Below are 23,810 nucleotides of genomic sequence, written 5' to 3' on the forward strand. Positions count from 1 at the left end.
GGCTCGTCACGGCTCATGCACGGCTCATTGCTGTAGCGTTTACTCCAATTGGAACGGACGCTACGGTAAGCTCGGCGTCAGGGCCGGTCAAGTGCCGGTACGACGGGAAAGCGGCCGTGCATCCACTCCCCCGAGAACGCCGAGAGGCCGCCCATGACCACCGCACCCCGCCGGATCGACGTCCACCAGCACCTCGTCCCGCCCCTCTACCGCGATGCCCTCGCCAGGTCCGGCATCGTGGACGCGGGCGGTCGCGCCCTGCCGGACTGGAGTGCCGGGGCGGCGCTGGAGCAGATGGACCTGCTGGGGACCGAGGCGGCGATCCTGTCCGTCTCCACCCCCGGCACCGGTTTCCTCGGCGACGCCGGCGAGGCAGCCGACCTGGCCCGGCGGCTCAACGACTTCTCCGCCGCCCTGACCGCCGAACACCCCTCCCGCTTCGGCTGGTTCGCCACGCTGCCGATGCCCGACGTCACCGCGTCGGCGCGGGAGGCCGAGCGGGCGCTGACCGAGCTGGGCGCCGACGGCGTCACCCTGCTCGCCAACAACCAGGGCTCCTATCTGGGCGCCGAGGGGCAGGAAGCCCTGTGGCGGGTCCTCGACGAGCACGGCGCCGTCGTTCTCGTGCACCCGGCCGACCTTCCCGCGCCCGCCGTCGAGGGCATCCCGCCGTTCGCCGCGGACTTCCTCCTCGACACCACCCGCGCCGCGTACCTGCTGGTCCGCAACGGTGTCCCGCGCCGCTACCCGAACATCCGGTTCGTCCTCAGCCACGGCGGCGGGTTCCTGCCGTACGCCTCCCACCGCATGGCCGTCGCGATCGCCGCCGACATCGGGCGCGGCCCGCGCGACGTCCTGGAGGACTTCCAGGGCTTCTACTTCGACACCGCGCTGTCCTCCAGCCCGGCCGCCCTGCCGACGCTGCTGGCCTTCGCCCGGCCGGGGCACGTCCTGTTCGGCAGCGACTGGCCGTTCGCACCGGCCGCGGCGGGCCAGTACTTCGCCAACGGGCTCGACGACGGTGTCGACGCCGGCACCCTCGCGGCCGTCAACCGAGCCAACGCCGAGGCGCTCTTCCCGCGCCTGGCGCAGGGCGCCCCGGTGCCGGTCCCGTCCCGGCCGCTGCCGGTGCGGCTGCGTCAGTCCGCGCAGCGGGCGGGTGCCCGGTTGTTCTTCAAGCTCGTCCAGCCCGGCGCCAAGTGACACCGCGGCACCGCGGCTGTCCTTCAAGCTCGTCCCACCCGGCGCCGAGTGACGTTTGCGGCCCGGTCCGCCGAGATCCCGCCCTACTCGAAGGCGAGGGCCGGGAACTCGGCGGTCTCGCTCAGTTCCGCCCAGACCGTCTTGCCGCGCCGGGCGTGGCGGGTGCCCCACTGCCCGGCGAGCTGGGCGACCAGCAGCAGACCGCGCCCGCCCTCGTCGAAGACGCGTGCCCGGCGCAGATGCGGGGTGGTGCTGCCGGCGTCGGAGACCTCGCACAGGAGGGAGCGGTCATGGATGAGGCGCAGCCGGATCGGGGGTCTGCCGTAGCGGATGGCGTTGGTGACCAGTTCGCTGACCACCAGTTCCGCGACGAAGGCGAGTTCCTCCAGGCCCCAGTCCGTCAGCTTCCGGGACACGTCCGAACGGGCGCGGGCGACGACCGCCGGGTCCGCCTCCAACTCCCAGGTGGCGACCCGGTCCGCGCCGAGCGACCGGGTACGGGCGAGCAGCAGGGCTACGTCGTCGTCCGGCCTCGACGGCAGCAGCGCCTCCAGCACGGAGTCGCAGGCCGCCTCCAGGGAGGGGGCCGGCCGGGCGAGGACCTGCCTCAGCGTGGCGAGGCCGGCGTCGATGTCGGGGGTCGGGTCCGAGGCCGCCCCGGTGGGGGCGGAAGGGTCTTCCCCGGTGGCCCTCGCAGGCGTTCGCGCCTCGATCAGGCCGTCGGTGCACAGCGCGATCAGGGTGCCCTCGGGGAGGTCGACCTCCATCGTCTCGAACGGCAGGCCGCCCCGGCCGAGCGGCGGGCCGGGAGGCAGTTCCAGGACGTCCGCCGTGCCGTCCCGGACCACCACCACGGGCGGCACATGTCCCGCGCGGGACAGGGTGCAACGGCGCGCGACGGGGTCGTAGACGGCGTAGAGGCAGGTGGCGCCGTTGTCGCGGCCGACGTCGGCCTCCGGGCCGGTGTCCGGATCGGACGACGCCTCGTTGGCCAGGCGCAGGACGACGTCGTCGAGGTGGGTGAGGAGCTCGTCGGGCGGCAGATCGATGTCGGCCAGGGTTCGCACTGCGGTCCGCAGCCGGCCCATGGTGGCGGCGGCGCGGATGCCGTGCCCGACCACGTCGCCCACCACGAGGGCCACCCGCGCGCCGGACAGCGGGATGACGTCGTACCAGTCGCCGCCCACCCCGGACTCGGAGCCGGCCGGCAGATAGCGGTAGGCGACGTCCACGGCCGACTGCCGCGGCGCCTCCCGGGGCAGCAGGCTGCGCTGGAGGGTGAGCGCGGTGGCGCGGGCGTGGGTGTAGTGGCGGGCGTTGTCGACGGCGACGGCCGCTCGTACGGCGATCTCCTGGGCGAGGAGCAGATCCTCGTCGTCGTAGGGCTTGGCGGTGCCGTAGCGGTGGAACTCGGCGACGCCGAGCGTGGTGCCGCGGGCGCGCAGCGGCACGACCAGGGTGGAGTGGACTCGCGGGACGCCGGACGCCCTGCCGTGCTGCTGCCGGCTGGGCCGCCCGCTGCTCAGGGCCTCCGCGCACGCCGATCCCTCCGGGCAGACGTGCAGTTCCTGGGGCCGGACCGGCGGTTGCAGCCCGCCCGCGTCCGCGTCCGGTCCCTGGGCCATGCGGCGCAGGGTCAGCGGGCTCTGCCCGGCCGTGTCCTGTCCGCGCAGCACGGTGTCGAGCAGGTCGACGGTGACCAGGTCGGCGAACTGCTCGGTGGCGAAGTCCGCCAGTTCCTGGGTGGTGCGGGCGATGTCCAGGGTGGTGCCGATGCACATGCTGGCCTCGTTCACCATCGCCGACCGCCAACGCAGCCGACGGTCCCGTTCCGCCTGGAACGCGCGGACGCCCTGCTCCGACACCCGGTCCACGTACTTCGTGGAGACGACGTTGAGCTGCCGCGCCGCCGCGCTGACCTGCTCGGCGTCCTGGCTGAGCCGGGGCAGTTCGGCGAACAGCCGGTCGAGGACGATCTCCTCGGCCAGCCGGAAGGCGCGCAGCATCGCGCTGAGAGGCGTGCCGTGCCGGGCGAGCACCCGCGCGCGCTCCACGTCGGCGGACGGCAGCTCGATCAGATCGGGCGCTACGGCGTGCTCCAGCCCGGCCAGGGCGGCGACGACGTGCTCCACGACGTTCTCGGCGGCCGTCCGGGCCACGTCCGGGTCCTCCCACAGCGCGGGCAGTTCGTGCCGCAGGCGTTGTTCCACCTCGGCGGTGAGCTCGTCGGCGCGCAGGCCGAGCTCGTGCGCCGCGCGCGAGATGAGACCGGCGGCCGTGCGTTCCACACAGTCGACGTTACGCCGCTCTCGCGGATGCCTCAGACCGTACGGCGGAGGTGGCCCACCTGGGTTTCCTCGCCCCGCCGGCAGTCCTGGCGGTTCCGGATCGGTGAGCGCCGCCCGCCGTCAGTGCGCGCCGCGCAGGACCCGCGACAGTCCCAGCGCCGCCGTCCGTACCGCGGGCGCCAGCTGGGCGGGGCTGAAGCGGGAGCGCGGCACCGCCACCGAGAGGGCGGCGACCGCGGTGCCGCCCGCGAAGACGGGGGCCGCGATGCAGCTGACGCCGAGCGCGGCCTCCTGCTCCTCGTAGGCGAGGCCGGAGACCCGGGTCTTCTCCAGGGCCATGCGCAACCGGTCCGGGTCGGTGATCGAGTGGGGCGTCAGGCTCGGCAGCGGGCCGGCGAGCACCTCCTCGGTCAGCTCCGCGCCGGAGAACGCCAGCAGGGCCTTGCCCACGCCGGTGCAGGTCAGCGGCAGGCTGCCGCCGATGCGGGAGGGCAGCCGGAGTGCCTCGTGGCCGTGGATGCGCTCCAGGTAGACCACCTCCATGCCGTCGCGGATGCCGAGGTGCACGGTCTCGCGGGTGGCCTCGAAGAGGTCCTGGAGGAACGGCAGGGCCGCCTCGCGCAGATCGAGCCGGTGCGGGACCAGCGAGCCCAGCTCGAACAGCTTCGCCCCGAGCCGGTACCGGGTGCCCGAGCGCTCCAGCCAGCCCAGCCGGACCAGGTCCGCCGCCAGCCGGTGCACGGTGGGCTTGGGCAGGCCGGTACGCACCGAGAGTTCCGACAGGCGGTACGGGCCTCCGCTGGGGCGGAAGCAGTCCAGGATTTCCGCGGCCTTCTCCAGCATGCTGCCGCTCGCGTTGTTCCGTGTCACGGAACAGAGCTTGGCTCCTTCGGGGAGGGCCTGTCTATATCGAGCATGTCGAGGGCGAGCCGCCGCAGACGAATCCCGGTGGTTGCCGACAGCCGGCCCGTCATCGCAGGCCGCCCGCCCCTCGGCCGACGCCATCCGCCACTTTCCAGGAGGCATCCCATGCCGAGCCCACCCGCCGTCGTCGAAGCCGCCGATCTGCTCGCGGACGCCGCCCGCACCCGGGCCGCCTGCCCTCCGGTGCGTGAGCTGTTCGAGGGCGGTGGCGATCTGGAGACCGCGTACGCCGTGCAGCAGCTGGGCATCCGGCGCGGACTGGACGCCGGTCGCCGGATCGTGGGCCGGAAGATCGGCCTGACGTCCTTGGCCGTGCAGCGCCAACTCGGCGTGGACCGGCCCGACTTCGGGGCGTTGTTCGCGGACATGGCGGTGCCGGACGGCGGTGAGGTGGCGGTCGGGCGGCTGCTCCAGCCCAAGGTGGAGGCCGAGGTGGCGCTCGTCCTCGGCCGGGATCTGCCGCACGGCGCGTGCACGGTCGTCGACGTGCTGCGGGCCGTGGACTTCGCGCTGCCCGCGCTGGAGATCGTCGACAGCCGGGTGCGGGGCTGGGACATCTCCCTGGTCGACACGGTCGCGGACAACGCCTCCTGCGGCCTCTACGTCCTCGGAGCGACCCCCGTGCCGCTCACCGCCGTCGACCTGCGGACGGTGACGATGGCCATGACCCGCGGCGGCGGGACCGTCTCCGAGGGCACGGGCACCGACTGTCTCGGCGGTCCCCTCAACGCGGCGGTGTGGCTGGCCTCCGCGCTCGCCGAGCGGGGCGATCCACTGCGCGCGGGCGACCTGGTGCTGACGGGCGCGCTCGGCCCGATGGTGCCCGCCGGGCCGGGGGATGTGTTCGAAGCACATATCTCGGGGCTGGGCTCTGTGCGGGTCGGCTTCGCCAAGGAAGAGGGCGAACTGTGAGCACCAAGGTCGCCGTCATAGGTTCCGGCAACATAGGCACCGACCTCATGATCAAGATCCTGCGGCTGTCGGAGTCGCTGGAGATCGCGGCGATGGCCGGTATCGACCCGGCCTCGGACGGGCTCGCCCGCGCTCGCCGGCTGAAGGTCGCCACGACCCACGACGGCGTCGAAGGGCTCGTCGCGCTGGACGAGTTCGCCGACGTGGAGATCGTCTTCGACGCGACGTCGGCCGGCGCCCACCGCCGTCACGACGAGGTGCTGCGCCCGCTCGGCCGCACCCTGGTCGACCTCACCCCGGCCGCCCTCGGCCCGTACGTCGTCCCGCCGGTCAACGGCGACGCCCATCTCGACGCCCCGAACGTCAACATGGTCACCTGCGGCGGCCAGGCCACCATCCCGGTCGTCGCCGCGGTGAACGCCGTGACCCCGGTCCACTACGGCGAGATCGTCGCGTCCATCGCCTCCCGTTCCGCCGGGCCCGGCACCCGCGCCAACATCGACGAGTTCACCGAGACGACCTCCGCCGCCGTCGAACGGGTCGGCGGCGCGGCGCGCGGCAAGGCGATCATCGTGCTCAACCCGGCCGAGCCCCCGCTGATCATGCGGGACACCGTGCACTGCCTGGTCTCCGACTGCGCCACCGAGGCGGTCACCGCATCGGTCGAGGCGATGGTCGGGCGGGTGCGGAGGTACGTCCCCGGCTACCGGCTCAAGCAGAAGGTGCAGTTCGAGCGGGTGGCGTCCGACGACCCGCTGCGCACGCTGGCGCCCGGCGCCGGCGAGACCCTGAAGGTCTCCGTGTTCCTGGAGGTCGAGGGCGCCGCGCACTATCTGCCGGCGTACGCCGGGAACCTCGACATCATGACCTCGGCCGCGCTGCGCACCGCGGAACGCATGGCCGCTCTCCACCGCTCCCGGCTCAGCCCGAACGGTGGGAGCCCCATCGCCCCGGAGGTGGCGTCCCGATGACCCGTCTGTACGTCCAGGACGTGACCCTGCGGGACGGCATGCACGCTGTCAGGCACCGCTGCACCGTCGACCAGGCCCGCGAGATCGCCGCCGCGCTGGACGCGGCCGGGGTGGCCGCGATCGAGATCGCCCACGGCGACGGCCTCGCCGGCTCCAGCATCAACTACGGCGTCGGCGCCCACACCGACTGGGAGTGGATCGAGGCGGTGGTGGACGCCACGCGCCAAGCGGTGCCCACGACCCTGCTGCTGCCCGGCATCGGCACCCTGCACGACCTGCGCCAGGCACACACCTTGGGCATCCGCTCGGTACGCGTCGCCACCCACTGCACCGAGGCCGACATAGCCGCCCAGCACATGGCCGCGGCGCGGGAGTTGGGCATGGACGTCGCCGGGTTCCTGATGATGTCCCACATGGCCGAACCCGCCGAACTGGCCCGTCAGGCCAAGCTGATGGAGTCGTACGGCGCCCATTGCGTGTACGTCACCGACTCCGGCGGGCGCCTCACCATGGACGGCGTCCGCGACCGCTTCCGCGCCTACCGCGACGTCCTCGACCCGGAGACCGAGCTGGGCATCCACGCCCACCACAACCTCGCCCTGGGAGTGGCCAACACGGTCGTCGCCGTGGAGAGCGGCGCGGTACGGGTGGACGCCTCACTGGCCGGGCAGGGCGCGGGCGCCGGCAACTGTCCCCTGGAAGCGTTCATAGCGGTCGCCGACCTCATGGGTTGGGACCACATGTGTGATCTGTTCCCCCTGATGGACGCGGCCGACGATCTCGTACGGCCCTTGCAGGACCGCGAGGTGAGGGTGGACCGCGAGACCCTGAGCCTCGGCTACGCGGGCGTCTACTCCAGCTTCCTGCGGCACGCCGAGTCGGCCGCCGCCCGCCATGGCCTCGACACCCGCAGCATCCTCGTCGAGGCGGGGCGCCGCCGGATGGTGGGCGGGCAGGAGGACATGATCACGGACATCGCATTGGACCTGGCCGCACGTGCGCGGGCCGCGTCCTGACCCGCACGCGCCGGCGCCGCGCCCTTCCGGTGGGGAAGGCGCGGCGCGCGGTGTTGTCGGCGTGGAGCGTCCTCACGCCTTCGACAGCGTGACGTTCTTCTTCAGCGCCGCGTGGAAGTGCGGCAGCGGCAGGCCGCCCAGGCCCTCCATGGGACGCAGTTCCACGATGGTGGCCTCGACGTCCGCCTTGCCGCGCTTCAGGGTGGACGGGGCGGGCTTGCTCTTGTTCTTCCAGCGGTGCACCTTGCCGTCGCACTCGGCGACGGTGCCGCCGATGGCGTACCGGTTGGTGGAGTCCTTCTGGCCGATGGAGGAGCTCACGAACGTCGGGCCCTTGCTGTCGGCGCAGCGGTAGGTGCCGGAGACGGTGACGTTGCCGTCCGCGGCCAGCCGGGCCGGGGCGTCGACGGTCACGGACTCGGTCACGGCCTTCTCGGCCTCGGTGGACTTGTCGGAGTCGGCGGGGGCGGAGGGCGCGGCGACCAGCAGGAGCAGCGCGGCTCCGACTGCGGTGGCGAGTGCGGGGCGCAGGGGCATGGGATGACCTCCCGGGTGAGCGGAGTGAGGGCTTCCACTCGTACCCGGCGGGTGCGCCCGGGGACGTGATCGTCACCCCTTCGGTGGCGAGTCCGCTCCGACCTTCGTGGATCGGTCAGAGAGTTGTCCGCGTGTTGTCACGGTTCACAGCAGGCCGTTCCGATGAGTTCGCGGCAGGAGCATGGTCTACCCATATGGACGACCCACACGGCTCGTCCGCCCTATGTGGAGGTGCGCCATGTGTTCACACCAGCCTTCATGCCCTTCCTCCTCCGACACCCTCAGCGCCCATGTGGTGGCGGCACACCCCGAGCAGGGCTGGAGCCTGTTGTGCACCGGCGCCATCCTGTTCGACGACAGCGGCGAGCTGCTGCCCGACGGCCGCGTGGTCGCCCCGCACCGGGTGCCGGCGGACCGCCTCGCGATGGCGGCGTGAGCACGAGGCCCAGCAGCGCGAAGCGCAGCGGTACGGCGCCGCCCTACGGCAGTACGGCGAAGCCGTCGAGTTCCACCATCGCCTCCTCGTCCCACAGACGCACGGCCCCGACGACCGCCATCGCCGGATAGTTCCGGCCCGCCAACCGGCTCCAGACGCGGCCGAGTTCGGCGGCATGGGTGCGGTACGCCGCCACGTCGGTGGCGTAGACGGTGACCCGGGCGAGGTCGGCCGGTGTTCCGCCGGCCGCCGCCAGCGCGGTCAGCAGATTGGTGAGCGCCCGCTCGAACTGCTCCGGCAGTGTCTCCCCCACCACCTTGCCGTCGGAGTCGAGTGCGGTCTGCCCGGCCAGGAAGACGACGCGGGAGCCGGTGGCGACGACCGCGTGCGAGAAGCCGGTGGGCGGGGACAGCTCCGGCGGGTTGATGCGCTCGCTGCTCACTGGCCGGCCTCCATGGTCGCGTACAACTCCTTGGCGATGATGCCGCGTTGCACCTCGCTGGCGCCCTCGTAGATGCGCGGGGCGCGCACCTCGCGGTAGAGGTGTTCGAGCAGGTGGCCGTGGCGCAGGGCGCGGGCTCCGTGCAGCTGGACCGCCGAGTCGACGACGTACTGCGCGGTCTCCGTCGCGAGCAGCTTCGCCATCGCCGCGCGGCCCGGCACGTCGGGGGCCTTCTCGTCGTACGCCGTCGCCGCCGCGTACACCATGAGGCGGGCCGCCTCCGTGCGCAGGGCCATTTCGGCGACCTGGTGGGCGACGGCCTGGAGGTCTCTCAACTTGCCGCCGAACGCGTCCCGTTCGGCCGTGTGGGCGAGGGTCGCGTCCAGGGCTGCCTGTGCCATGCCGACGGCGAAGGCGCCGACGCTGGGCCGGAAGAGGTTGAGGGTGCCCATGGCGACGCGGAAGCCGCGGTCGGGCTCCCCGAGCACGTCGTCGGCGGTGACGGGGACGGCGTCGAAGGTGAGGCTGCCGATGGGGTGCGGGGAGAGCATGTCGAGGCCGGTCCCGGTGAGGCCGGGGCGGTCGGCGGGGACCAGGAAGGCGGTGACGCCGCGGGCGCCGGCGCCTGGGGTGGTGCGGGCGAAGACGGTGTAGAAGTCGGCCTCGGGGGCGTTGGAGATCCAGCACTTCTCGCCGGTGAGCCGCCAGCGTGCGGTGCCGTCGGGCTCGGCGGCCGGCGACTCTCCCTCGCCCTCGCCGTCACCTGCGGCTTCGCCCTCCGCGCGCAGCTCCAGTGCCGCCGCGTCCGACCCCGCCCCGGGCTCGCTCAGTGCGAAGGCCGCGACCGCGCTCCCCTCGGCCACCCGTGGCAGCCAGCGTTCCCGCTGGGCGCGGGTGCCGTGGGCGTGCACGGGGTGCGCGCCCAGCCCCTGGAGGGCGAGTGCGGTCTCGGCCTCCGTGCAGGAGTGGGCGAGGGACTCGCGCATGAGGCACAGGTCCAACGCTCCGGAGGTGAAGAGGCGCTCCAGCAGCCCCAGCCTGCCGAGTTCGGCGACCAGGGGGCGGTTGACATGCCCCGGCTCGCCCTTGTCCGCGAGGGGGCGCAGTCGTTCGGCGGCCAGGTCGCGCAGTTCGGCACACCAGGCGGTCTGTGACGGATCGAGTGAGAATGCGGGCATTGCCGACCTCCCTGGGAGCCGTCCGCGACGGACCCACTCGGCGGACCTTCTCTACGGGTCCCCTCGACGATATCGCGCCCCATTGACTGTCGTCACCAACACGATACGCTCCCCTTGCGATCCCACCTCGACGCCCGATACGCACCACGCCCGTAAGGCAGCCCACAAGGCAAGGGGGCGAACCGCCATGGCCGGTCTGCACCGATCCGCCCACGTCGACACCTTCGCCCGCGAGCACCTGCCACCGCCCGACCAGTGGCCCGAGCTCCGTTTCGACCTGCCGGGGCTGCGCTACCCCGAACGGCTCAACGCCGCGGCCGAGCTGCTCGACGGCCCCGACGACGACCGGCCCGTGTTCCACACCCCGGCCGGCGACACATGGACGTACGGCACACTGCGAGCCCGGGTGGACCGGCTCGCCCATGTGCTCACCAGTGACCTCGGAGTCGTTCCGGGCAACCGGGTGCTGCTGCGCGGCCCGACCACACCGTGGCTGGCCGCCTGCTGGCTGGCGGTGCTGAAGGCGGGCGCGGTCGCCGTCACCGTGCTGGCCCAGCAGCGTCCGCACGAGCTGCGGACCATGTGCGAGATCGCCCGGGTGCGGCACGCGCTGTGCGACATCCGCGCCGTGGACGACCTCGCCAAGGCCGAGATGCCCGACCTGCGCATCACGACGTACGGCGGCGACGCCCCCGACGACCTGCTGCGCCGCCCGGCCCCCGACACGCCGTACCCGGCCGTCGACACCGCCTGCGACGACGTCGCGCTCATCGCCTTCACCTCCGGGACCACCGGACGGCCCAAGGGCTGTATGCATTTCCACCGGGATCTGCTCGCGATAGCCGACACCTTCTCGGAACATGTGCTGCAACCACATGTGGGCGATGTCTTCGCCGGCAGTCCCCCGCTCGGCTTCACCTTCGGGCTCGGCGGACTGGTCGTCTTCCCGATGCGGGCCGGCGCCAGCGCCCTGCTCCTCGAACAGGCCGGTCCCAAGCAGCTGTTGCCCGCGATCGCCGAGCACCGGGTGTCGGTGCTGTTCACGGCCCCGACGGCGTACCGCGCGATGCTCGACGAGCTCGACCCGAACGACATCTCCTCCCTGCGCCGCTGCGTCTCGGCGGGCGAGAACCTGCCCGCCGCCACCTGGCAGGCCTGGCACGAGCGGACCGGGCTGCGCATCATCAACGGCATCGGCGCCACCGAGCTGCTGCACATCTTCATCTCCGCCGCCGACGAGCACATCAGGCCCGGGACGACCGGCGTACCCGTCCCCGGCTGGCACGCGCGCGTGGTCGACGACGAGGGGCAGGGCCTGCCCGACGGGGAACCGGGTCTGCTGGCCGTGCGCGGCCCCGTCGGCTGCCGCTATCTCGCCGACCCGCGGCAACGCGAGTACGTGCGCCACGGCTGGAACGTCACCGGCGACACCTACGTCCGGGAGGGTGACGGCTACTTCCGCTATGTGGCCCGCGCGGACGACATGATCATCTCGGCCGGTTACAACATCGCGGGCCCTGAGGTCGAGGAGGCCCTGCTGCGCCACCCGGACGTCCTGGAGACGGCGGTGGTGGGGCGGCCCGACGAGGCACGCGGCCAGGTCGTCGTGGCATACGCCGTGCTCAGGGAGGGTGCGCGACGCGACGCGGAGGCCCTGCGCGCGTTCGTCAAGGCGGAGTTGGCGCCGTACAAGTCGCCGCGCGAGATCGTCTTCCTGGACGCGCTGCCGCGCACCGCGACCGGAAAGCTCCAGCGGTTCCGGCTGCGCGACGGCGGTGACCCACAGGGTGACCGGCACTGATCCGTACGACCTAAGATGATCAACGTGTCCGACCAACATGCACCACGGTCTCTGATTGTCACGCTCTACGGCGCCTACGGCCGCCACATGCCCGGCCCCGTGCCGGTCGCGGAGCTGATCAGACTGCTGGCCGCGGTCGGCGTGGACGCCCCGTCCGTCCGCTCGTCGGTGTCGCGGCTGAAGCGGCGCGGGCTGCTGCTGCCGGCCCGTACGGCGCAGGGCGCGGCCGGGTACGAACTGTCGCCGGACGCCCGTCAGTTGCTCGACGACGGCGACCGCCGCATCTACACCGCCACGCCGCCCGAGGACGAGGGCTGGGTGCTCGCGGTGTTCTCGGTCCCGGAGTCGGAGCGGCAGAAGCGGCATGTGCTGCGCTCCCGGCTGGCCGGCCTCGGCTTCGGTACGGCGGCGCCCGGTGTGTGGATCGCGCCGGCGCGGCTCCACGAGGAGGCCCGGCACACCCTTCAGCGGCTGCGCCTGGACGAGTACGTCGACTTCTTCCGCGGCGAGCACCTCGGCTTCACGCCGACCGCCGAGGCCGTGGCCCGCTGGTGGGACCTGGCCGCGATCGCCAAGGAGCACGACGCGTTCCTCGACCGGCACGAGCCCGTGCTGCACGACTGGGAGCGGCGGGAGGACACCCCGCCCGAGGAGGCGTACCGCGACTACCTCCTCGCCCTGGACTCCTGGCGTCACCTCCCCTACACCGACCCCGGGCTGCCCGCCCGGCTGCTGCCCGAGTACTGGCCGGGCGCGCGTTCGGCCGCCGTCTTCCAGGGACTGCACGAGCGTCTGCGCGACGCGGGGGCGACCTACGCCGGTCTGTGACACCGGGCACACCATGTGCCACTAACGGAACCCTCAGGTTCCTCTGCGGCTCCTCTCAACTTTCTTACCTAGCGTCCATCGGGTCGTCCGCAGGTAAGAGATGAGGACTGTTGCGCATGACCACCACGCCAAGAACCCGGGGAGCCACGGTCTGGCTGACGGGGCTGCCGAGCGCGGGCAAGACCACGATCGCCCGGCTGCTCGGAGACCGTCTGAAGACCGAGGGACACCGCGTGGAGGTCCTCGACGGCGACGAGATCCGGCGTTTCCTCTCCGCGGGCCTGGGCTTCTCACGGGAGGACCGCAACACCAACGTGCAGCGCATCGGCCTGGTCTCGGAGGTCCTCGCGCGCAACGGCGTGCTGTCCGTCGTCCCGGTCATCGCCCCGTACGCCGACAGCCGCGAGGCGGTGCGCAAGAGGCACGAGGCGAGCGGTACGCCGTACGTCGAGGTGCATGTGGCGACCCCGGTCGAGGTGTGCAGCGAGCGGGACGTGAAGGGGCTGTACGCCAGGCAGGCCGCGGGTCGGCTGACCGGGCTGACCGGCGTCGACGACCCGTACGAGCCGCCGTCGGATCCCTCGCTGGTCCTGCCCACACAGGTCCAGTCGCCGCAGGAGTCGGCCGACGCGGTGTACGCCGTGCTGGCGGAACGGGGGCTGCTGTGACGGGGGCTGCGGTGACGGGGTCCGTGCTTTCGCACCTGGACGCGCTGGAGTCCGAGGCGGTGCACATCTTCCGCGAGGTGGCGGGTGAGTTCGAGCGGCCGGTGATCCTGTTCTCCGGCGGCAAGGACTCCATCGTCATGCTGCACCTGGCGCTGAAGGCGTTCACGCCGGCGCCGGTGCCGTTCGCGCTGCTGCACGTCGACACCGGGCACAACTTCCCCGAGGTCATCGACTATCGCGACCGTGTGGTGGCCGCACATGGGCTCCGGCTCCATGTGGCCTCCGTACAGGACTACATCGACCGGGGTGTGCTGCGCGAACGTCCCGACGGCACCCGTAACCCGCTGCAGACGCTGCCGCTGACGGAGAAGATCCAGAGCGGGAGGTTCGACGCGGTCTTCGGCGGCGGTCGCCGGGACGAGGAGAAGGCGCGGGCCAAGGAGCGGGTGTTCAGTCTCCGGGACGAGTTCTCGCAGTGGGACCCGCGCCGGCAGCGGCCCGAGCTGTGGAACCTGTACAACGGCCGGCACGCCCCCGGCGAGCACGTCCGTGTGTTCCCGCTGTCCAACTGGACCGAGCTGGACGTGTGGCAGTACATGGCGCGCGAGCACATAGAGCTCCCGAACATCTACTACGCCCATCAGCGTGAGGTGTTCCGGCGCGGCGACATGTGGCTGACCGCCGGTGAGTGGGGCGGCCCCAAGGACGGCGAGACCGTCGAGAAGCGGCAGGTCCGCTATCGCACCGTCGGCGACATGTCCTGCACCGGCGCCGTGGACTCCGACGCCGACACCATCGACAGGGTGATCGCCGAGATCGCCGCCTCCCGCCTCACCGAGCGCGGCGCCACCCGCGCCGACGACAAGCTCTCCGAGGCCGCGATGGAGGACCGTAAGCGCGAGGGGTACTTCTAAGCATGACCGGCACGACCAGCACAGCCAACATGATCAGCACGGCCAACATGATCAGCACGGCCGTCGGCGGCATCGACACCCTGCGCCTCGCGACGGCCGGTTCCGTCGACGACGGCAAGTCCACCCTTGTCGGCCGGCTGCTGCACGACTCGAAGTCCGTCCTCGCCGACCAGCTGGAGGCCGTGGAACACGCCTCCCGCAGCCGTGGCCAGGACGCACCCGACCTCGCGCTGCTCACCGACGGCCTGCGCGCCGAGCGGGAGCAGGGCATCACCATCGACGTGGCGTACCGCTACTTCGCCACGCCCCGGCGCCGGTTCATCCTCGCCGACACCCCGGGCCATGTGCAGTACACCCGCAACATGGTCACCGGCGCCTCCACCGCGGAGCTCGCGATCATCCTGGTCGACGCGCGCAACGGCGTCGTGGAGCAGACGTGCCGGCACGCGGCCGTCGCCGCCCTGCTCCGGGTCCCCCAGGTGGTCCTGGCCGTCAACAAGATGGACCTGGTCGGGTACGGGGAGAAGGAGTTCGACCGGATCGTCGAGGACTTCGCGGGCCATGCGGCGGAGCTGAGTCTGCCGGGCTTCACGCCGATTCCCGTCTCGGCACTGGCCGGCGACAACGTCGTGGAGCGCTCCGCCCACATGGACTGGTACACAGGGCCGGCGCTGCTGGAGTTCCTGGAGGAGGTCCCCGTTGGCGCCGACCCGGCGGACGCGCCCGCCCGCTTCCCCGTCCAGTACGTCATCCGGCACGGCGAAGTCCGCCACTACGCGGGCCAGTTGGCGTCCGGTGCGCTGCGGGTCGGCGACCGGGTGACCGTGCACCCGTCCGGCGAGACGTCCGAGATCACCGGCATCGACGTCCTCGGCACGGGTGTCGCGGTGGCCCGCGCGCCGCAGTCGATCAGTGTGCGTCTCGCCGACGAGCGGGACGTCTCGCGCGGCGACATGATCACCGCGGGGGTCGGCGTCCCGGTGCTCACCAAGGAGGTGCGGGCGGCGGTCTGCCATCTGGCCGACCGGCCCCTGAAGGTCGGGGACCGCGTGCTGGTCCGGCACACGACGCGGACCGTGAAGGCGGTCGTCAAGGACCTGGCCGGCGCCGCCGAGCTGACCGCGAACGACCTCGGCCGGATCGGCCTGCGCACGGCCGAGCCGCTGGCCCTGGACGACTACGCGACCTCTCGGCGTACGGGCGCGTTCCTGATCATCGACCCGGCGGACGGCACGACGCTGACCGCGGGCATGGTCGAGCTGTAACTCGTCCGCACCTGCCTGTCGGCCCTCAAGTCCCCAGCGTCAGCCGGGGCTTGGGGGCGTCGGTGCGTCCGGTCTGGGGTCGGCGGCTGCCCGCCCGGTACGGGTCCGGCCACACGACGCCCGGACCGTCGTAGCCCTGCTCGGCCGCCGCGTGCAGGGTCCAGTTCGGGTCGTAGAGGTGGGGGCGGGCGAGGGCGCACAGGTCCGTGCGGCCCGCCAGGATGAGGGAGTTGACGTCGTCCCAGGAGGAGATCGCGCCGACCGCGATCACGGGCAGGCCGGTGGTGCGGCGGATCCGGTCCGCGTACGGCGTCTGGTACGACCGTCCGAACTCCGGGCGTTCGTCGGCCACGACCTGCCCCGTCGACACGTCGATGGCGTCGGCGCCGTGCGCGGCGAAGGCGCGGGCGATCTCCACGGCGTCGTCGGCGCCGGTGCCGCCCTCGGCCCAGTCGGTGGCGGAGATACGGACGGTCATGGGCCGCTCCTCGGGCCATACGTTCCGTACGGCGTCGAAGACCTCCAGCGGGAAGCGGAGTCGTTTCTCCAGGGTGCCGCCGTAGGCGTCGGTACGCCGGTTGGTGAGCGGGGAGAGGAAGCCGGAGAGCAGATAGCCGTGCGCGCAGTGCAGTTCGAGGAGGTCGAACCCGGCACGGGCGGCGCGCCAGGCGGCGGACGTGAACTGCTCGCGGATGTCGGTGAGCTGGGAGCGGCTGAGTTCGCGCGGAATCTGGCTGTCCGGCTTGTAGGGGATCGGGGACGCGGCCACGAGCGGCCAGTTGCCGTCGTCCAGTGGCTCGTCCATGCCCTCCCACATCAGCTTGGTCGAGCCCTTGCGTCCGCTGTGGCCGAGTTGCACCCCTATCGCGGTGCCGGGTGCCTGGGTGTGCACGAACTCGACAACGCGCTTCCAGGAGTCGGCCTGCCTGCCGGTGTAGAGGCCGGTGCAGCCGGGGGTGATGCGTCCCTCGGGGCTGACGCACACCATCTCGGTCATCACCAGGCCGGCGCCGCCGAGGGCGCGGGAGCCGAGGTGGACGAGGTGGAAGTCGCCGGGGACGCCGTCCGTGGCCGAGTACATGTCCATGGGGGACACGACGACCCGGTTGCGCAGGGTCAGGCCGCGCAGCCGGAACGGGGTGAACATCGGCGGTGTGCCGGTGGGGCAGCCGAAGTCGCGTTCCACGGCACCGGTGAAGCCGGCGTCGCGCAGGCGCAGGTTGTCATGGGTGACGCGGCGGCTGCGGGTGAGCAGGTTGAAGGCGAACTGCAGGGGCGGCTGGTCGAGGTAGAGCCCGAGGTTCTCGAACCACTCCAGGCTGGCGCGGGCGGCCCGCTGGGTGGAGGCGACGACCGGTCTGCGCTCCTCCTCGTACGCGCTGAGCGCGCTCGTTATGTCGGGCTGTTCCTCCAGGCAGGCGGCGAGGGCGAGGGCGTCCTCGACGGCGAGCTTGGTGCCGGAGCCGATGGAGAAGTGGGCGGTGTGGGCGGCGTCGCCGAGCAGGACGACGTTGCCGTGCGACCAGTGCTCGTTGACGACCGTGCGGAAGGTGGTCCAGGCCGACTTGTTGGACTTCAGCGGCCGTCCGCGCAGCGCGTCCGCGAAGATCTTGGCGCAGCGGTCGACGGACCCCTGTTCGTCGAGTTCCGCGAACCCGGCGGCCTGCCAGACCTCTTCGCGCATCTCGACGATCACGGTGGAGGCGTCGGCCGCATACGGGTAGCCGTGCAGTTGCATCACGCCGTGCTCGGTCTCGGCGATCTCGAAGCGGAAGGCGTCGAAGGCGAAGTCCGCGGCGAGCCAGATGTAGCGGCAGTGGTGGGTGGCCACATGTGGGCGGAACACATGGGCGTAGGCCTCACGGGTGGCGCTGTTCACACCGTCGGCGGCGATGACCAGGTCGTACGTGTCCGCGAGCCCGGCCGGGTCGAGGGCCTCGGTGCGGAAGCGGAGTTCCACGCCGAGGTCGCGGCAGCGGTCGTGCAGGATCTCCAGGAGGCGTTTCCTGCCGAGGGCGGCGAAGCCGTGGCCGCCGGAGGTGTGCCGGGCTCCTCGGTGCACGATGTCGATGTCGTCCCACCGCACGAAGTCGTTCTGCATCGCCTCGTAGACCGCGGGGTCGGCGTGCTCGATTCCGCCGAGGGTCTCGTCGGAGAGGACGACGCCGAAGCCGAAGGTGTCGTCGGGGGCGTTGCGTTCCCAGACGGTGATCTCGCGGGTGGGGTCGAGGCGTTTGAGCAACGCCGCCGCGTAGAGCCCTCCGGGACCGCCGCCGATGATCGCGACGCGTAGGGGGTGGCTGGTCTTCGTCGGCGACTGCGGGTCGTGCGTGGCTGGTCGCGCAGTTCCCCGCGCCCCTGAAGTCGGGACAGTCCCCTTGGCCGACAGCATCCGCTACCTCCCCTGCCACTTCGGCGGGCGCTTCTCCGTGAAGGACGCGTGGAACTCCGCGTAGTCCTCGCCGTTCATCAGCAGGGCCTGCGTCGACGCGTCCATCTCCACGGCCGCCGCCAGCGGCATGTCCAGCTCGGCCGTCAGCAGCGCCTTCGTCTGGGCGTAGGCGAGCGCCGGGCCGTCGGCCAGGCGGCGGGCGAGGGCCGCCGCGGCTTCGTCCGCGCCGCCCTCCTCCGTCAGCTCGCTGATGAGGCCGATCCGCTCGGCCTCGGGAGCCCGGACCGGTTCGCCCAGCATCAGCAGCCGGGTCGCGTGGCCGAGGCCGACGACCCTGGGCAGCAGGTACGCGGCGCCCATGTCGCCGCCGGACAGGCCGACCCGGGTGAAGAGGAACGCGAAGCGTGCGGTGGGGTCGGCGACCCGGAAGTCGGCCGCGAGCGCGAGTACGGCGCCGGCCCCGGCCGCCACCCCGTGCACGGCCGCGATCACCGGGAACGGGCACTCCCTGATCGCCCGCACGGTCTGCCCGGTCATGCGGTTGAAGTCGAGGAGCTGGGCGGTGTCCATGGCGAGGGTCGCGCCGATGATCTCGTCGACGTCGCCGCCGGAGCAGAAGCCGCGGCCCTCGCCGGCCAGCACCAGGGCCCGTACCGCCTTCTCCCGGGACAGCTCCGCGAGCAGATCGCGCAGGTCGGCGTAGGCGCCGAAGGTGAGCGCGTTGAGTTTCTCGGGACGGGCGAGGGTGACGGTGACGACCCCGTCGGCGTGCTCGACCCGCAGGTGTTTCCAGTCGGGGGTGCGGGCGGCGGAGCCGGTGAAGGGACTCATGACGTGCGGCCTCCTCGGGCGGACGGCGGGCACTGGCTCAGTGAGCTCTGCTCTCCGAGCTCTTCCCCTCGAAGTTATCACTCAACTTTGACTGTCGTCATGAGTGCGCGATAGCCGGAGGGCCGTGACCCGGCGGCGTCACATCCGTCACGGCTCGGCGACACCCCCGTAACGGCGGGATCAGCCGTGCGCGGCCGACCGTTCATCTGGGTAAGCCGCATGTCAGTCGGGACCACAGGTCCCGAACGGCGCCCGACGAGCGGCCTCGCCGGGGGGCGCCGTACCATTCATAAGGTTGAAAGCAGGACAGCCTGCTCATGAACGGACCCGCCTTGCACGATCGCTCCGCCGCCTCCGCCTCATGGCGTATCGCGCTGCCGCACACCACCGCGGCCGTGCCTGTCGCACGCGCACTGGTCCGTACGGCGCTGGCGGAGCTGGAGCATGCCGCGGACAGCGACACGGCGGAGCTGCTCACGGCGGAGCTGGTCGCGAACGCCGTGGAGCACACCGCGGGAAGCGGCCCGATAGAGCTCGTGGTGGAGTTGCTGCCGTCCGGCTGCCAGGTCGAGGTGCACGACCCGGACCCGGCCCCGCCGGGCAACCTGACACAGCCCACCCGGGGTGAGCCCGACCCCTGGCAGGAGCACGGCCGCGGCCTGCTCCTGATCCGCACCCTCAGCTCGTCCTGCGGTCACCGCCCGACGGGCTCCGGCAAGGCGGTGTGGTTCAGACTGCCGGTCGTACCGGCCCAGCGCCGCCCGCTGTGACGCCCCGGCGGCGCTGTGCGTCTAGCGTCCGAGCGTGGCCACCAGGACGGCCTTGATCGTGTGCATCCGGTTCTCCGCCTCGTCGAAGACCACCGAGTGCTCCGACTCGAAGACCTCGTCCGTGACCTCCAGCGACTGAAGACCGTACTGCTCGAAGATCTCCCGGCCGACCTTCGTGCCGAGGTCGTGGAAGGCCGGCAGGCAGTGCAGGAACCTGACGTCCGGGTTGCCGGTGGCACGCAGGACGTCCATGGTCACCGCGTAGGGGCCGAGCGCGGCGATCCGCTCGGCCCAGACCTCCTTGGGCTCCCCCATGGAGACCCATACGTCGGTCGCGACGAAGTCGGCGCCCCGGACCCCGTCGGCGACGTCCTCGGTCAGCGTGATGACGGCGCCGCTGTCCTCCGCCAGCTTCCGGGCCCGGGCCACGACGCCGTCGTTCGGCCAGTACTCCTCGGGCGCGACGATCCGTACGTCCATGCCGAGCAGCGCGCCGGTGATCAGGTACGAGTTGCCCATGTTGAAGCGGGCGTCGCCCAGGTACGCGAAGGCGATCTCCTTGAGCGGCTTGTCCGAGTGCTCGGTCATGGTGAGCACGTCGGCGAGCATCTGGGTGGGGTGCCAGTCGTCGGTCAGGCCGTTGTAGACGGGCACGCCCGAGTACACCGCCAGGTCCTCCACCTTCTCCTGGCTGTCCCCGCGGTATTCGATACCGTCGTACATCCGGCCGAGCACGCGCGCGGTGTCCTTCACGGACTCCTTGTGCCCGATCTGCGAGCCGGACGGGTCCAGGTACGTCGTGGAGGCGCCCTGGTCGGCGGCCGCGACCTCGAACGCGCAGCGCGTGCGCGTCGAGGTCTTCTCGAAGATCAGCGCGATGTTCCTGCCCCGCAGGTACTGCATCTCGACGCCGGCCTTCTTGGCGGCCTTCAGCTCCGCGGCCAGCTCGATCAGCCCCAGGAACTCCTCCTCGGTGAGGTCGAGCTCCTTGAGGAAGTGGCGGCCGGCGAGGGCGTTCGGGACAGTCGCCATGGGGGGCGCTCCAGAGGTACGTGAACAGGGCCCTGGAAGTCTATACGACGATAGGCATTTCTATACGGCCGGTTTTCGCGGGCCTCCGCAAGGCCCTACACGGCCGCACGCTCGACCGGACAACTCATGCATCGCGGCCCCCCTCTCCCCCGGCCCAGCTCGCTGCCCGGGATCTCGATCACCTCGATGCCCTGCTTGCGCAGGTGCGTGTTGGTGGTGGAGTTGCGTTCGTAGGCGACCACGACACCCGGCTCGACGGCCAGCACGTTGCAGCCGTCGTCCCACTGCTCGCGCTCGGCGGAGTGGACGTCCTGGGTCGCGGTGAGGACGCGGATCTCGCTGAGCCCGAGGGCGGCGGCGATCGCGCGGTGCATGTGCTCCGGCGGATGGTCGGTGACCTTCAGCTCCTTCTCGCCGGTGCCCGGTTCGATGGTGTACGAGCGGAGCATGCCGAGCCCGGCGTACTGGGTGAAGACATCACCGTCGACCATCGTCATCACGGTGTCGAGGTGCATCAGCGCACGCTTCTTGGGCATGTCGAGGGCGACGATCGTGTGCGCCGAGCCGGCGTCGAACAGCTTGTGGGCGAGCATCTCGACGGCCTGCGGGGTGGTCCGCTCGCTCATGCCGATGAGCACCGCGCCGTTGCCGATCACCAGGACGTCGCCGCCCTCGATGGTGGAGGGGAAGTCGGCCTGACCCTCGGACCAGACGTTGAACCTCTCGTCACGGAACAGCGGATGGTGCCGGTAGATCGCCTCGAAGTGCACGGTCTCGCGCTGCCGGGCGGGCCAGCGCATGGCGTTGACGGAGACACCGTCGTAGATCCATGCCGAGGTGTCCCGGGTGAAGAGGTGGTTGGGCAGGGGCGCGAGCAGGAAGTCGTCGAGCTCCATGACGTGGAAGCGCACGGAGGTCGGCTCCATGTGCGCCTCCAGGAACTCCCTCTTGGTCATGCCGCCGACGAGCGCCTCGGCCAGTTCGGGCGCCGGGAGGCTTTCGAAGGCCGCGCGGAGGTGGTCGGTGGCGAGGACCCCGTACTCCTTCTCGTCGAAGACCCGGTCCAGGACGAGCTCACGGGCCGCCGGGATCTCCAGGGACTCGGTGAGCAGGTCGCCGAACAGGTGGACGGTGACCCCGCGGTCACGCAGCACGTCGGCGAAACCGTCGTGCTCGGCGCGCGCCCGGCGCACCCACAGCACGTCGTCGAAGAGCAGGGCGTCCTTGTTGCTGGGGGTGAGCCTTTTGAGCTCGAGGTCGGGCCGGTGGAGTATGACGCGGCGCAGCCGCCCGGCCTCGGAGTCGACATGGAATCCCATGTCTCCATCCTGACCATCGCGGGGCCGATTCACCCCCCACTTGCCACCATCTTCTTTTCGTCCCCTTGACGACAAGCGAGCCGGAGGATTATCGTCCACATGACGAAAAAGAGGGGGGCCGCATGGCCGACATCACCCGGCGCCTGGGCTGGCGCCATCTGCGCGGCGCGCCCACGGCGCACATCCGCCACCACCGCGGCACCCGGCTGCTGCACGACGGCCCCGGACTCAGCTTCTGGTTCCGTGCGCTGACCGCCGCGATCTCCGAGGTCCCGGTCGACGACCGGGAACTGGCGATGACCTTCCACGCCCGCACCTCCGACTTCCAGGACGTGGCCGTCCAGGCGACGCTCACCTACCGGATCAGCGACCCGGCCGTGGCCGCCGCCCGCCTCGACTTCTCGATCGACCCGGACTCGGGCGCCTGGCGCGCCGCGCCCCTGGAGCAACTCGGCACCCTGCTCACCGAGACGGCACAGCAGCACGCGCTGGACGTCCTGTCCCGTACGCCGCTGTCGGCGGCACTCGTCGACGGCGTGACGGCCGTACGGGAGCGGATCGCGCAGGGCCTCGCCGGAGAGCCGCGGCTTCCCGCGACCGGCATCGAGGTGGTCGCCGTCCGTGTCGTCGCGCTGCGGCCGGAACCGGAGGTGGAGCGGGCCCTGCGCACGCCGGCCCGTGAGCAGATCCAGCAGGAGGCGGACCGGGCGACGTACGAACGGCGGGCGGTCGCCGTCGAGCGGGAGCGGGCCATCGCCGAGAACGAACTGGCCAGCCAGATCGAACTCGCCCGCCGCGAGGAGCAGTTGGTGGACCAGCGCGGCACGAACGCGCGGCGCGAGGCCGAGGAGCACGCGGCGGCGGACGCGGTCAGGGCCGAGGCGGAGGCGGCCCGTACGGTGCGGCTCGCGGACGCGGAGGCGGCACGCACCGTACGAATGGCCGAAGCGGAGGCCACTCGCTCCGTACGGCTGGCCAAGGCCGAGGCCGAGGGCGCGCGTGAGGTCGGCGAGGCGCGGGCGCAGGCCCAGGCGGCCTGGCTGCGGGTGCACGGGGACGTGGACGTGGCGACGCTGAACGCCCTCACCGGGACGCGCCTCGCCGAGAACCTGCCGCGGATCGACAGCGTGACGATCTCGCCGGACGTCCTGACCGGGCTGCTCACCAGGCTGGGAACGCGGGAATGAGCCTCGCCCCGCGGGTCGTCCTCGTCCATCGCACCACGGAGTACGAGGAGTTGGTGGCCCGGCACGGCACGCACGGCCAGGCCGCCTTCTTCCTCTCCTCCCGGGGCCGGGACATCGAGGAGGTCGCCGAACGCCATCGCCGGGCCCGCCGGGCGCTGACGGAGGTGACCGCCGCCATCCCGCTGACCTGGCGGCAGAGCCGGGTGGAGCGCGCCGACCTGGACCGGTTCCTGTTCGGACCTGAGGACGTGGTGGTCGTGGTCGGGCAGGACGGCCTGGTCGCGAACGTGGCCAAGTACCTCGCCGGGCAGCCGGTGCTGGGCATCGACGCCGACCCCGGCCGCAACCCGGGCGTCCTGGTGCGGCACCGTCCCGAGGACGCGGCGGGATTGTTCGCGTCCGCGCAATCCGCAAGGGGCGACGTCGACGAACTCACCATGGTCGAGGCCGTCGCCGACGACACACAGCGGCTGGTGGCGCTCAACGAGATCTACCTGGGCGCCGTCGGTCACCAGACGGCCAGATACCGCCTGGGCCTGGAGGACGACGGGGGTGTCGTCGAGGCCCAGGCCTCGTCCGGGGTGCTGATCGGCACCGGGACGGGGGCGACCGGCTGGATCCGGTCGGTGTGGCAGGAGCGGGGAGGGCGGCTGCCGCTGCCCTCCCCCACCGAGGAACGCCTGCTGTGGTTCGTCCGGGAGGCCTGGCCCTCCCCGGCCACCGGTACGTCACTGGTGGCCGGGGAACTCGCCGCCGCGACCCGGCTGCGCCTGACCGTCGAGTCCGAGCGGCTGGTGGCCTTCGGGGACGGCATGGAGACGGACGCGGTCGAGCTGACCTGGGGGCAGACGGTCCGGGTCGGTGTGTGCCGGGACCGTCTGCGCCTCGTCAACTGA

Annotated in this window: 22 protein-coding genes; 13 read left to right on the forward strand and 9 right to left on the reverse strand. The window is 72.0% G+C overall.

Features of this window, described 5'->3' with window-relative positions; all coding sequences use genetic code 11:
• The first annotated feature begins 153 nt into the window (after positions 1–153).
• The gene (locus CP983_RS10645) at positions 154–1,203 is read left to right on the forward strand and encodes an amidohydrolase family protein (protein WP_150499434.1); all 1,050 of its coding nucleotides are present in this window, start codon (positions 154–156) and stop codon (positions 1,201–1,203) included.
• An 83-nt stretch (positions 1,204–1,286) separates the two neighbouring features.
• On the opposite strand, the gene CP983_RS10650 is transcribed toward CP983_RS10645, so the two are convergent.
• Together CP983_RS10650 and CP983_RS10655 are read right to left on the reverse strand one after the other, a co-directional pair.
• Positions 1,287–3,491, reverse strand: coding sequence for an ATP-binding SpoIIE family protein phosphatase (locus CP983_RS10650; protein ID WP_150499435.1), 2,205 nt, complete (start codon positions 3,489–3,491; stop codon positions 1,287–1,289).
• 120 nt (positions 3,492–3,611) lie between these two features.
• A complete protein-coding gene (locus CP983_RS10655) occupies positions 3,612–4,334 on the reverse strand; it encodes an IclR family transcriptional regulator (protein ID WP_150506536.1) in 723 nt (240 codons plus the stop codon).
• A 186-nt stretch (positions 4,335–4,520) separates the two neighbouring features.
• Between CP983_RS10655 and CP983_RS10660 the strand changes: the two genes are divergently transcribed.
• From CP983_RS10660 to dmpG, 3 genes are read left to right on the forward strand one after another with little or no spacing between them, the layout of a single operon-like run.
• A complete protein-coding gene (locus CP983_RS10660; protein ID WP_150499436.1) occupies positions 4,521–5,327 on the forward strand; it encodes a 2-keto-4-pentenoate hydratase in 807 nt (268 codons plus the stop codon).
• Complete coding sequence (locus CP983_RS10665) at positions 5,324–6,298, forward strand: acetaldehyde dehydrogenase (acetylating) (RefSeq protein WP_107907598.1); 975 nt, start codon at positions 5,324–5,326, stop codon at positions 6,296–6,298. The genes CP983_RS10660 and CP983_RS10665 overlap by 4 nt, the downstream gene beginning before the upstream one ends.
• Positions 6,295–7,314, forward strand: coding sequence for a 4-hydroxy-2-oxovalerate aldolase (gene dmpG / locus CP983_RS10670; RefSeq protein WP_150499437.1), 1,020 nt, complete (start codon positions 6,295–6,297; stop codon positions 7,312–7,314). The genes CP983_RS10665 and dmpG overlap by 4 nt, the downstream gene beginning before the upstream one ends.
• A 72-nt stretch (positions 7,315–7,386) precedes the next feature.
• Here the strand turns inward: dmpG and CP983_RS10675 are convergent, their stop codons facing one another.
• Positions 7,387–7,851: a DUF6299 family protein gene (locus CP983_RS10675; RefSeq protein WP_150499438.1), complete on the reverse strand. Its 465-nt coding sequence runs from the start codon at positions 7,849–7,851 to the stop codon at positions 7,387–7,389.
• Between the two features lie 238 nt (positions 7,852–8,089).
• On the opposite strand from CP983_RS10675, the gene CP983_RS10680 reads away from it, so the two are divergent.
• The gene (locus CP983_RS10680) at positions 8,090–8,287 is read left to right on the forward strand and encodes a DUF5999 family protein (protein WP_107907596.1); all 198 of its coding nucleotides are present in this window, start codon (positions 8,090–8,092) and stop codon (positions 8,285–8,287) included.
• Positions 8,288–8,330: 43 nt separating this feature from the next.
• Here the strand turns inward: CP983_RS10680 and CP983_RS10685 are convergent, their stop codons facing one another.
• Together CP983_RS10685 and CP983_RS10690 are read right to left on the reverse strand one after the other, a co-directional pair.
• Complete coding sequence (locus CP983_RS10685) at positions 8,331–8,729, reverse strand: RidA family protein (protein WP_125525937.1); 399 nt, start codon at positions 8,727–8,729, stop codon at positions 8,331–8,333.
• Positions 8,726–9,907: an acyl-CoA dehydrogenase family protein gene (locus CP983_RS10690; RefSeq protein ID WP_150499439.1), complete on the reverse strand. Its 1,182-nt coding sequence runs from the start codon at positions 9,905–9,907 to the stop codon at positions 8,726–8,728. The genes CP983_RS10685 and CP983_RS10690 overlap by 4 nt, the downstream gene beginning before the upstream one ends.
• Positions 9,908–10,094: 187 nt before the next feature.
• Here CP983_RS10690 and CP983_RS10695 point away from each other — a divergent pair, with 187 nt between their 5' ends.
• From CP983_RS10695 to CP983_RS10715, 5 genes are all read left to right on the forward strand, one after another.
• Positions 10,095–11,708 (forward strand): AMP-binding protein, encoded by a 1,614-nt coding sequence (locus tag CP983_RS10695; RefSeq protein ID WP_189748542.1) that lies wholly within the window; start codon positions 10,095–10,097, stop codon positions 11,706–11,708.
• A gap of 15 nt (positions 11,709–11,723) precedes the next feature.
• Positions 11,724–12,536: a PaaX family transcriptional regulator gene (locus CP983_RS10700; protein ID WP_150499440.1), complete on the forward strand. Its 813-nt coding sequence runs from the start codon at positions 11,724–11,726 to the stop codon at positions 12,534–12,536.
• Positions 12,537–12,652: 116 nt separating this feature from the next.
• Positions 12,653–13,204 (forward strand): adenylyl-sulfate kinase, encoded by a 552-nt coding sequence (cysC, locus tag CP983_RS10705; RefSeq protein WP_126901696.1) that lies wholly within the window; start codon positions 12,653–12,655, stop codon positions 13,202–13,204.
• Entirely contained in the window at positions 13,201–14,118 is a 918-nt protein-coding gene (cysD, locus tag CP983_RS10710; RefSeq protein WP_150499441.1) for a sulfate adenylyltransferase subunit CysD, read from the forward strand. Before cysC ends, cysD begins: the two co-directional genes overlap by 4 nt.
• Positions 14,119–14,147: 29 nt before the next feature.
• Positions 14,148–15,383 carry a sulfate adenylyltransferase subunit 1 gene (locus CP983_RS10715; protein ID WP_167537880.1) on the forward strand — a complete coding sequence of 412 codons (1,236 nt, stop codon included), beginning with the start codon at positions 14,148–14,150 and terminating at the stop codon, positions 15,381–15,383.
• A 25-nt stretch (positions 15,384–15,408) separates the two neighbouring features.
• On the opposite strand, the gene CP983_RS10720 is transcribed toward CP983_RS10715, so the two are convergent.
• Both CP983_RS10720 and CP983_RS10725 read right to left on the reverse strand, forming a co-directional pair.
• Complete coding sequence (locus CP983_RS10720) at positions 15,409–17,775, reverse strand: bifunctional salicylyl-CoA 5-hydroxylase/oxidoreductase (protein WP_150499443.1); 2,367 nt, start codon at positions 17,773–17,775, stop codon at positions 15,409–15,411.
• A 3-nt stretch (positions 17,776–17,778) separates the two neighbouring features.
• Complete coding sequence (locus CP983_RS10725; protein WP_150499444.1) at positions 17,779–18,606, reverse strand: enoyl-CoA hydratase family protein; 828 nt, start codon at positions 18,604–18,606, stop codon at positions 17,779–17,781.
• A 317-nt stretch (positions 18,607–18,923) separates the two neighbouring features.
• Here CP983_RS10725 and CP983_RS10730 point away from each other — a divergent pair, with 317 nt between their 5' ends.
• On the forward strand, positions 18,924–19,376 hold the full coding sequence (locus CP983_RS10730; protein WP_107907587.1) for an ATP-binding protein: 453 nt from the start codon (positions 18,924–18,926) through the stop codon (positions 19,374–19,376).
• 21 nt (positions 19,377–19,397) lie between these two features.
• Here the strand turns inward: CP983_RS10730 and argF are convergent, their stop codons facing one another.
• Positions 19,398–20,408 (reverse strand): ornithine carbamoyltransferase, encoded by a 1,011-nt coding sequence (gene argF / locus CP983_RS10735; RefSeq protein ID WP_125525930.1) that lies wholly within the window; start codon positions 20,406–20,408, stop codon positions 19,398–19,400.
• 95 nt (positions 20,409–20,503) lie between these two features.
• A complete protein-coding gene (locus CP983_RS10740) occupies positions 20,504–21,727 on the reverse strand; it encodes an arginine deiminase (RefSeq protein WP_107907585.1) in 1,224 nt (407 codons plus the stop codon).
• Positions 21,728–21,849: 122 nt separating this feature from the next.
• Here CP983_RS10740 and CP983_RS10745 point away from each other — a divergent pair, with 122 nt between their 5' ends.
• Entirely contained in the window at positions 21,850–22,914 is a 1,065-nt protein-coding gene (locus tag CP983_RS10745; RefSeq protein WP_150499445.1) for an SPFH domain-containing protein, read from the forward strand.
• Positions 22,911–23,810, forward strand: coding sequence for an NAD(+)/NADH kinase (locus tag CP983_RS10750; RefSeq protein ID WP_125525928.1), 900 nt, complete (start codon positions 22,911–22,913; stop codon positions 23,808–23,810). The genes CP983_RS10745 and CP983_RS10750 overlap by 4 nt, the downstream gene beginning before the upstream one ends.

This window comes from Streptomyces chartreusis (assembly GCF_008704715.1).
Lineage (GTDB): Bacteria > Actinomycetota > Actinomycetes > Streptomycetales > Streptomycetaceae > Streptomyces > Streptomyces chartreusis.

Coding starts and splice junctions, on each gene's coding strand:
- CP983_RS10715 (WP_167537880.1), top strand. CDS start 14,148: ATGATCAGCACGGCCAACATGATCAGCACGGCCGTCGGCGGCATCGAC.
- CP983_RS10675 (WP_150499438.1), bottom strand. CDS start 7,851: ATGCCCCTGCGCCCCGCACTCGCCACCGCAGTCGGAGCCGCGCTGCTC.
- CP983_RS10655 (WP_150506536.1), bottom strand. CDS start 4,334: ATGCTGGAGAAGGCCGCGGAAATCCTGGACTGCTTCCGCCCCAGCGGA.
- argF (WP_125525930.1), bottom strand. CDS start 20,408: ATGGCGACTGTCCCGAACGCCCTCGCCGGCCGCCACTTCCTCAAGGAG.
- cysC (WP_126901696.1), top strand. CDS start 12,653: ATGACCACCACGCCAAGAACCCGGGGAGCCACGGTCTGGCTGACGGGG.
- CP983_RS10750 (WP_125525928.1), top strand. CDS start 22,911: ATGAGCCTCGCCCCGCGGGTCGTCCTCGTCCATCGCACCACGGAGTAC.
- CP983_RS10690 (WP_150499439.1), bottom strand. CDS start 9,907: ATGCCCGCATTCTCACTCGATCCGTCACAGACCGCCTGGTGTGCCGAA.
- CP983_RS10720 (WP_150499443.1), bottom strand. CDS start 17,775: ATGCTGTCGGCCAAGGGGACTGTCCCGACTTCAGGGGCGCGGGGAACT.
- CP983_RS10730 (WP_107907587.1), top strand. CDS start 18,924: ATGAACGGACCCGCCTTGCACGATCGCTCCGCCGCCTCCGCCTCATGG.
- CP983_RS10695 (WP_189748542.1), top strand. CDS start 10,095: ATGGCCGGTCTGCACCGATCCGCCCACGTCGACACCTTCGCCCGCGAG.
- CP983_RS10700 (WP_150499440.1), top strand. CDS start 11,724: ATGATCAACGTGTCCGACCAACATGCACCACGGTCTCTGATTGTCACG.
- CP983_RS10725 (WP_150499444.1), bottom strand. CDS start 18,606: ATGAGTCCCTTCACCGGCTCCGCCGCCCGCACCCCCGACTGGAAACAC.
- CP983_RS10645 (WP_150499434.1), top strand. CDS start 154: ATGACCACCGCACCCCGCCGGATCGACGTCCACCAGCACCTCGTCCCG.
- CP983_RS10745 (WP_150499445.1), top strand. CDS start 21,850: ATGGCCGACATCACCCGGCGCCTGGGCTGGCGCCATCTGCGCGGCGCG.
- CP983_RS10660 (WP_150499436.1), top strand. CDS start 4,521: ATGCCGAGCCCACCCGCCGTCGTCGAAGCCGCCGATCTGCTCGCGGAC.
- CP983_RS10680 (WP_107907596.1), top strand. CDS start 8,090: ATGTGTTCACACCAGCCTTCATGCCCTTCCTCCTCCGACACCCTCAGC.
- CP983_RS10740 (WP_107907585.1), bottom strand. CDS start 21,727: ATGGGATTCCATGTCGACTCCGAGGCCGGGCGGCTGCGCCGCGTCATA.
- dmpG (WP_150499437.1), top strand. CDS start 6,295: ATGACCCGTCTGTACGTCCAGGACGTGACCCTGCGGGACGGCATGCAC.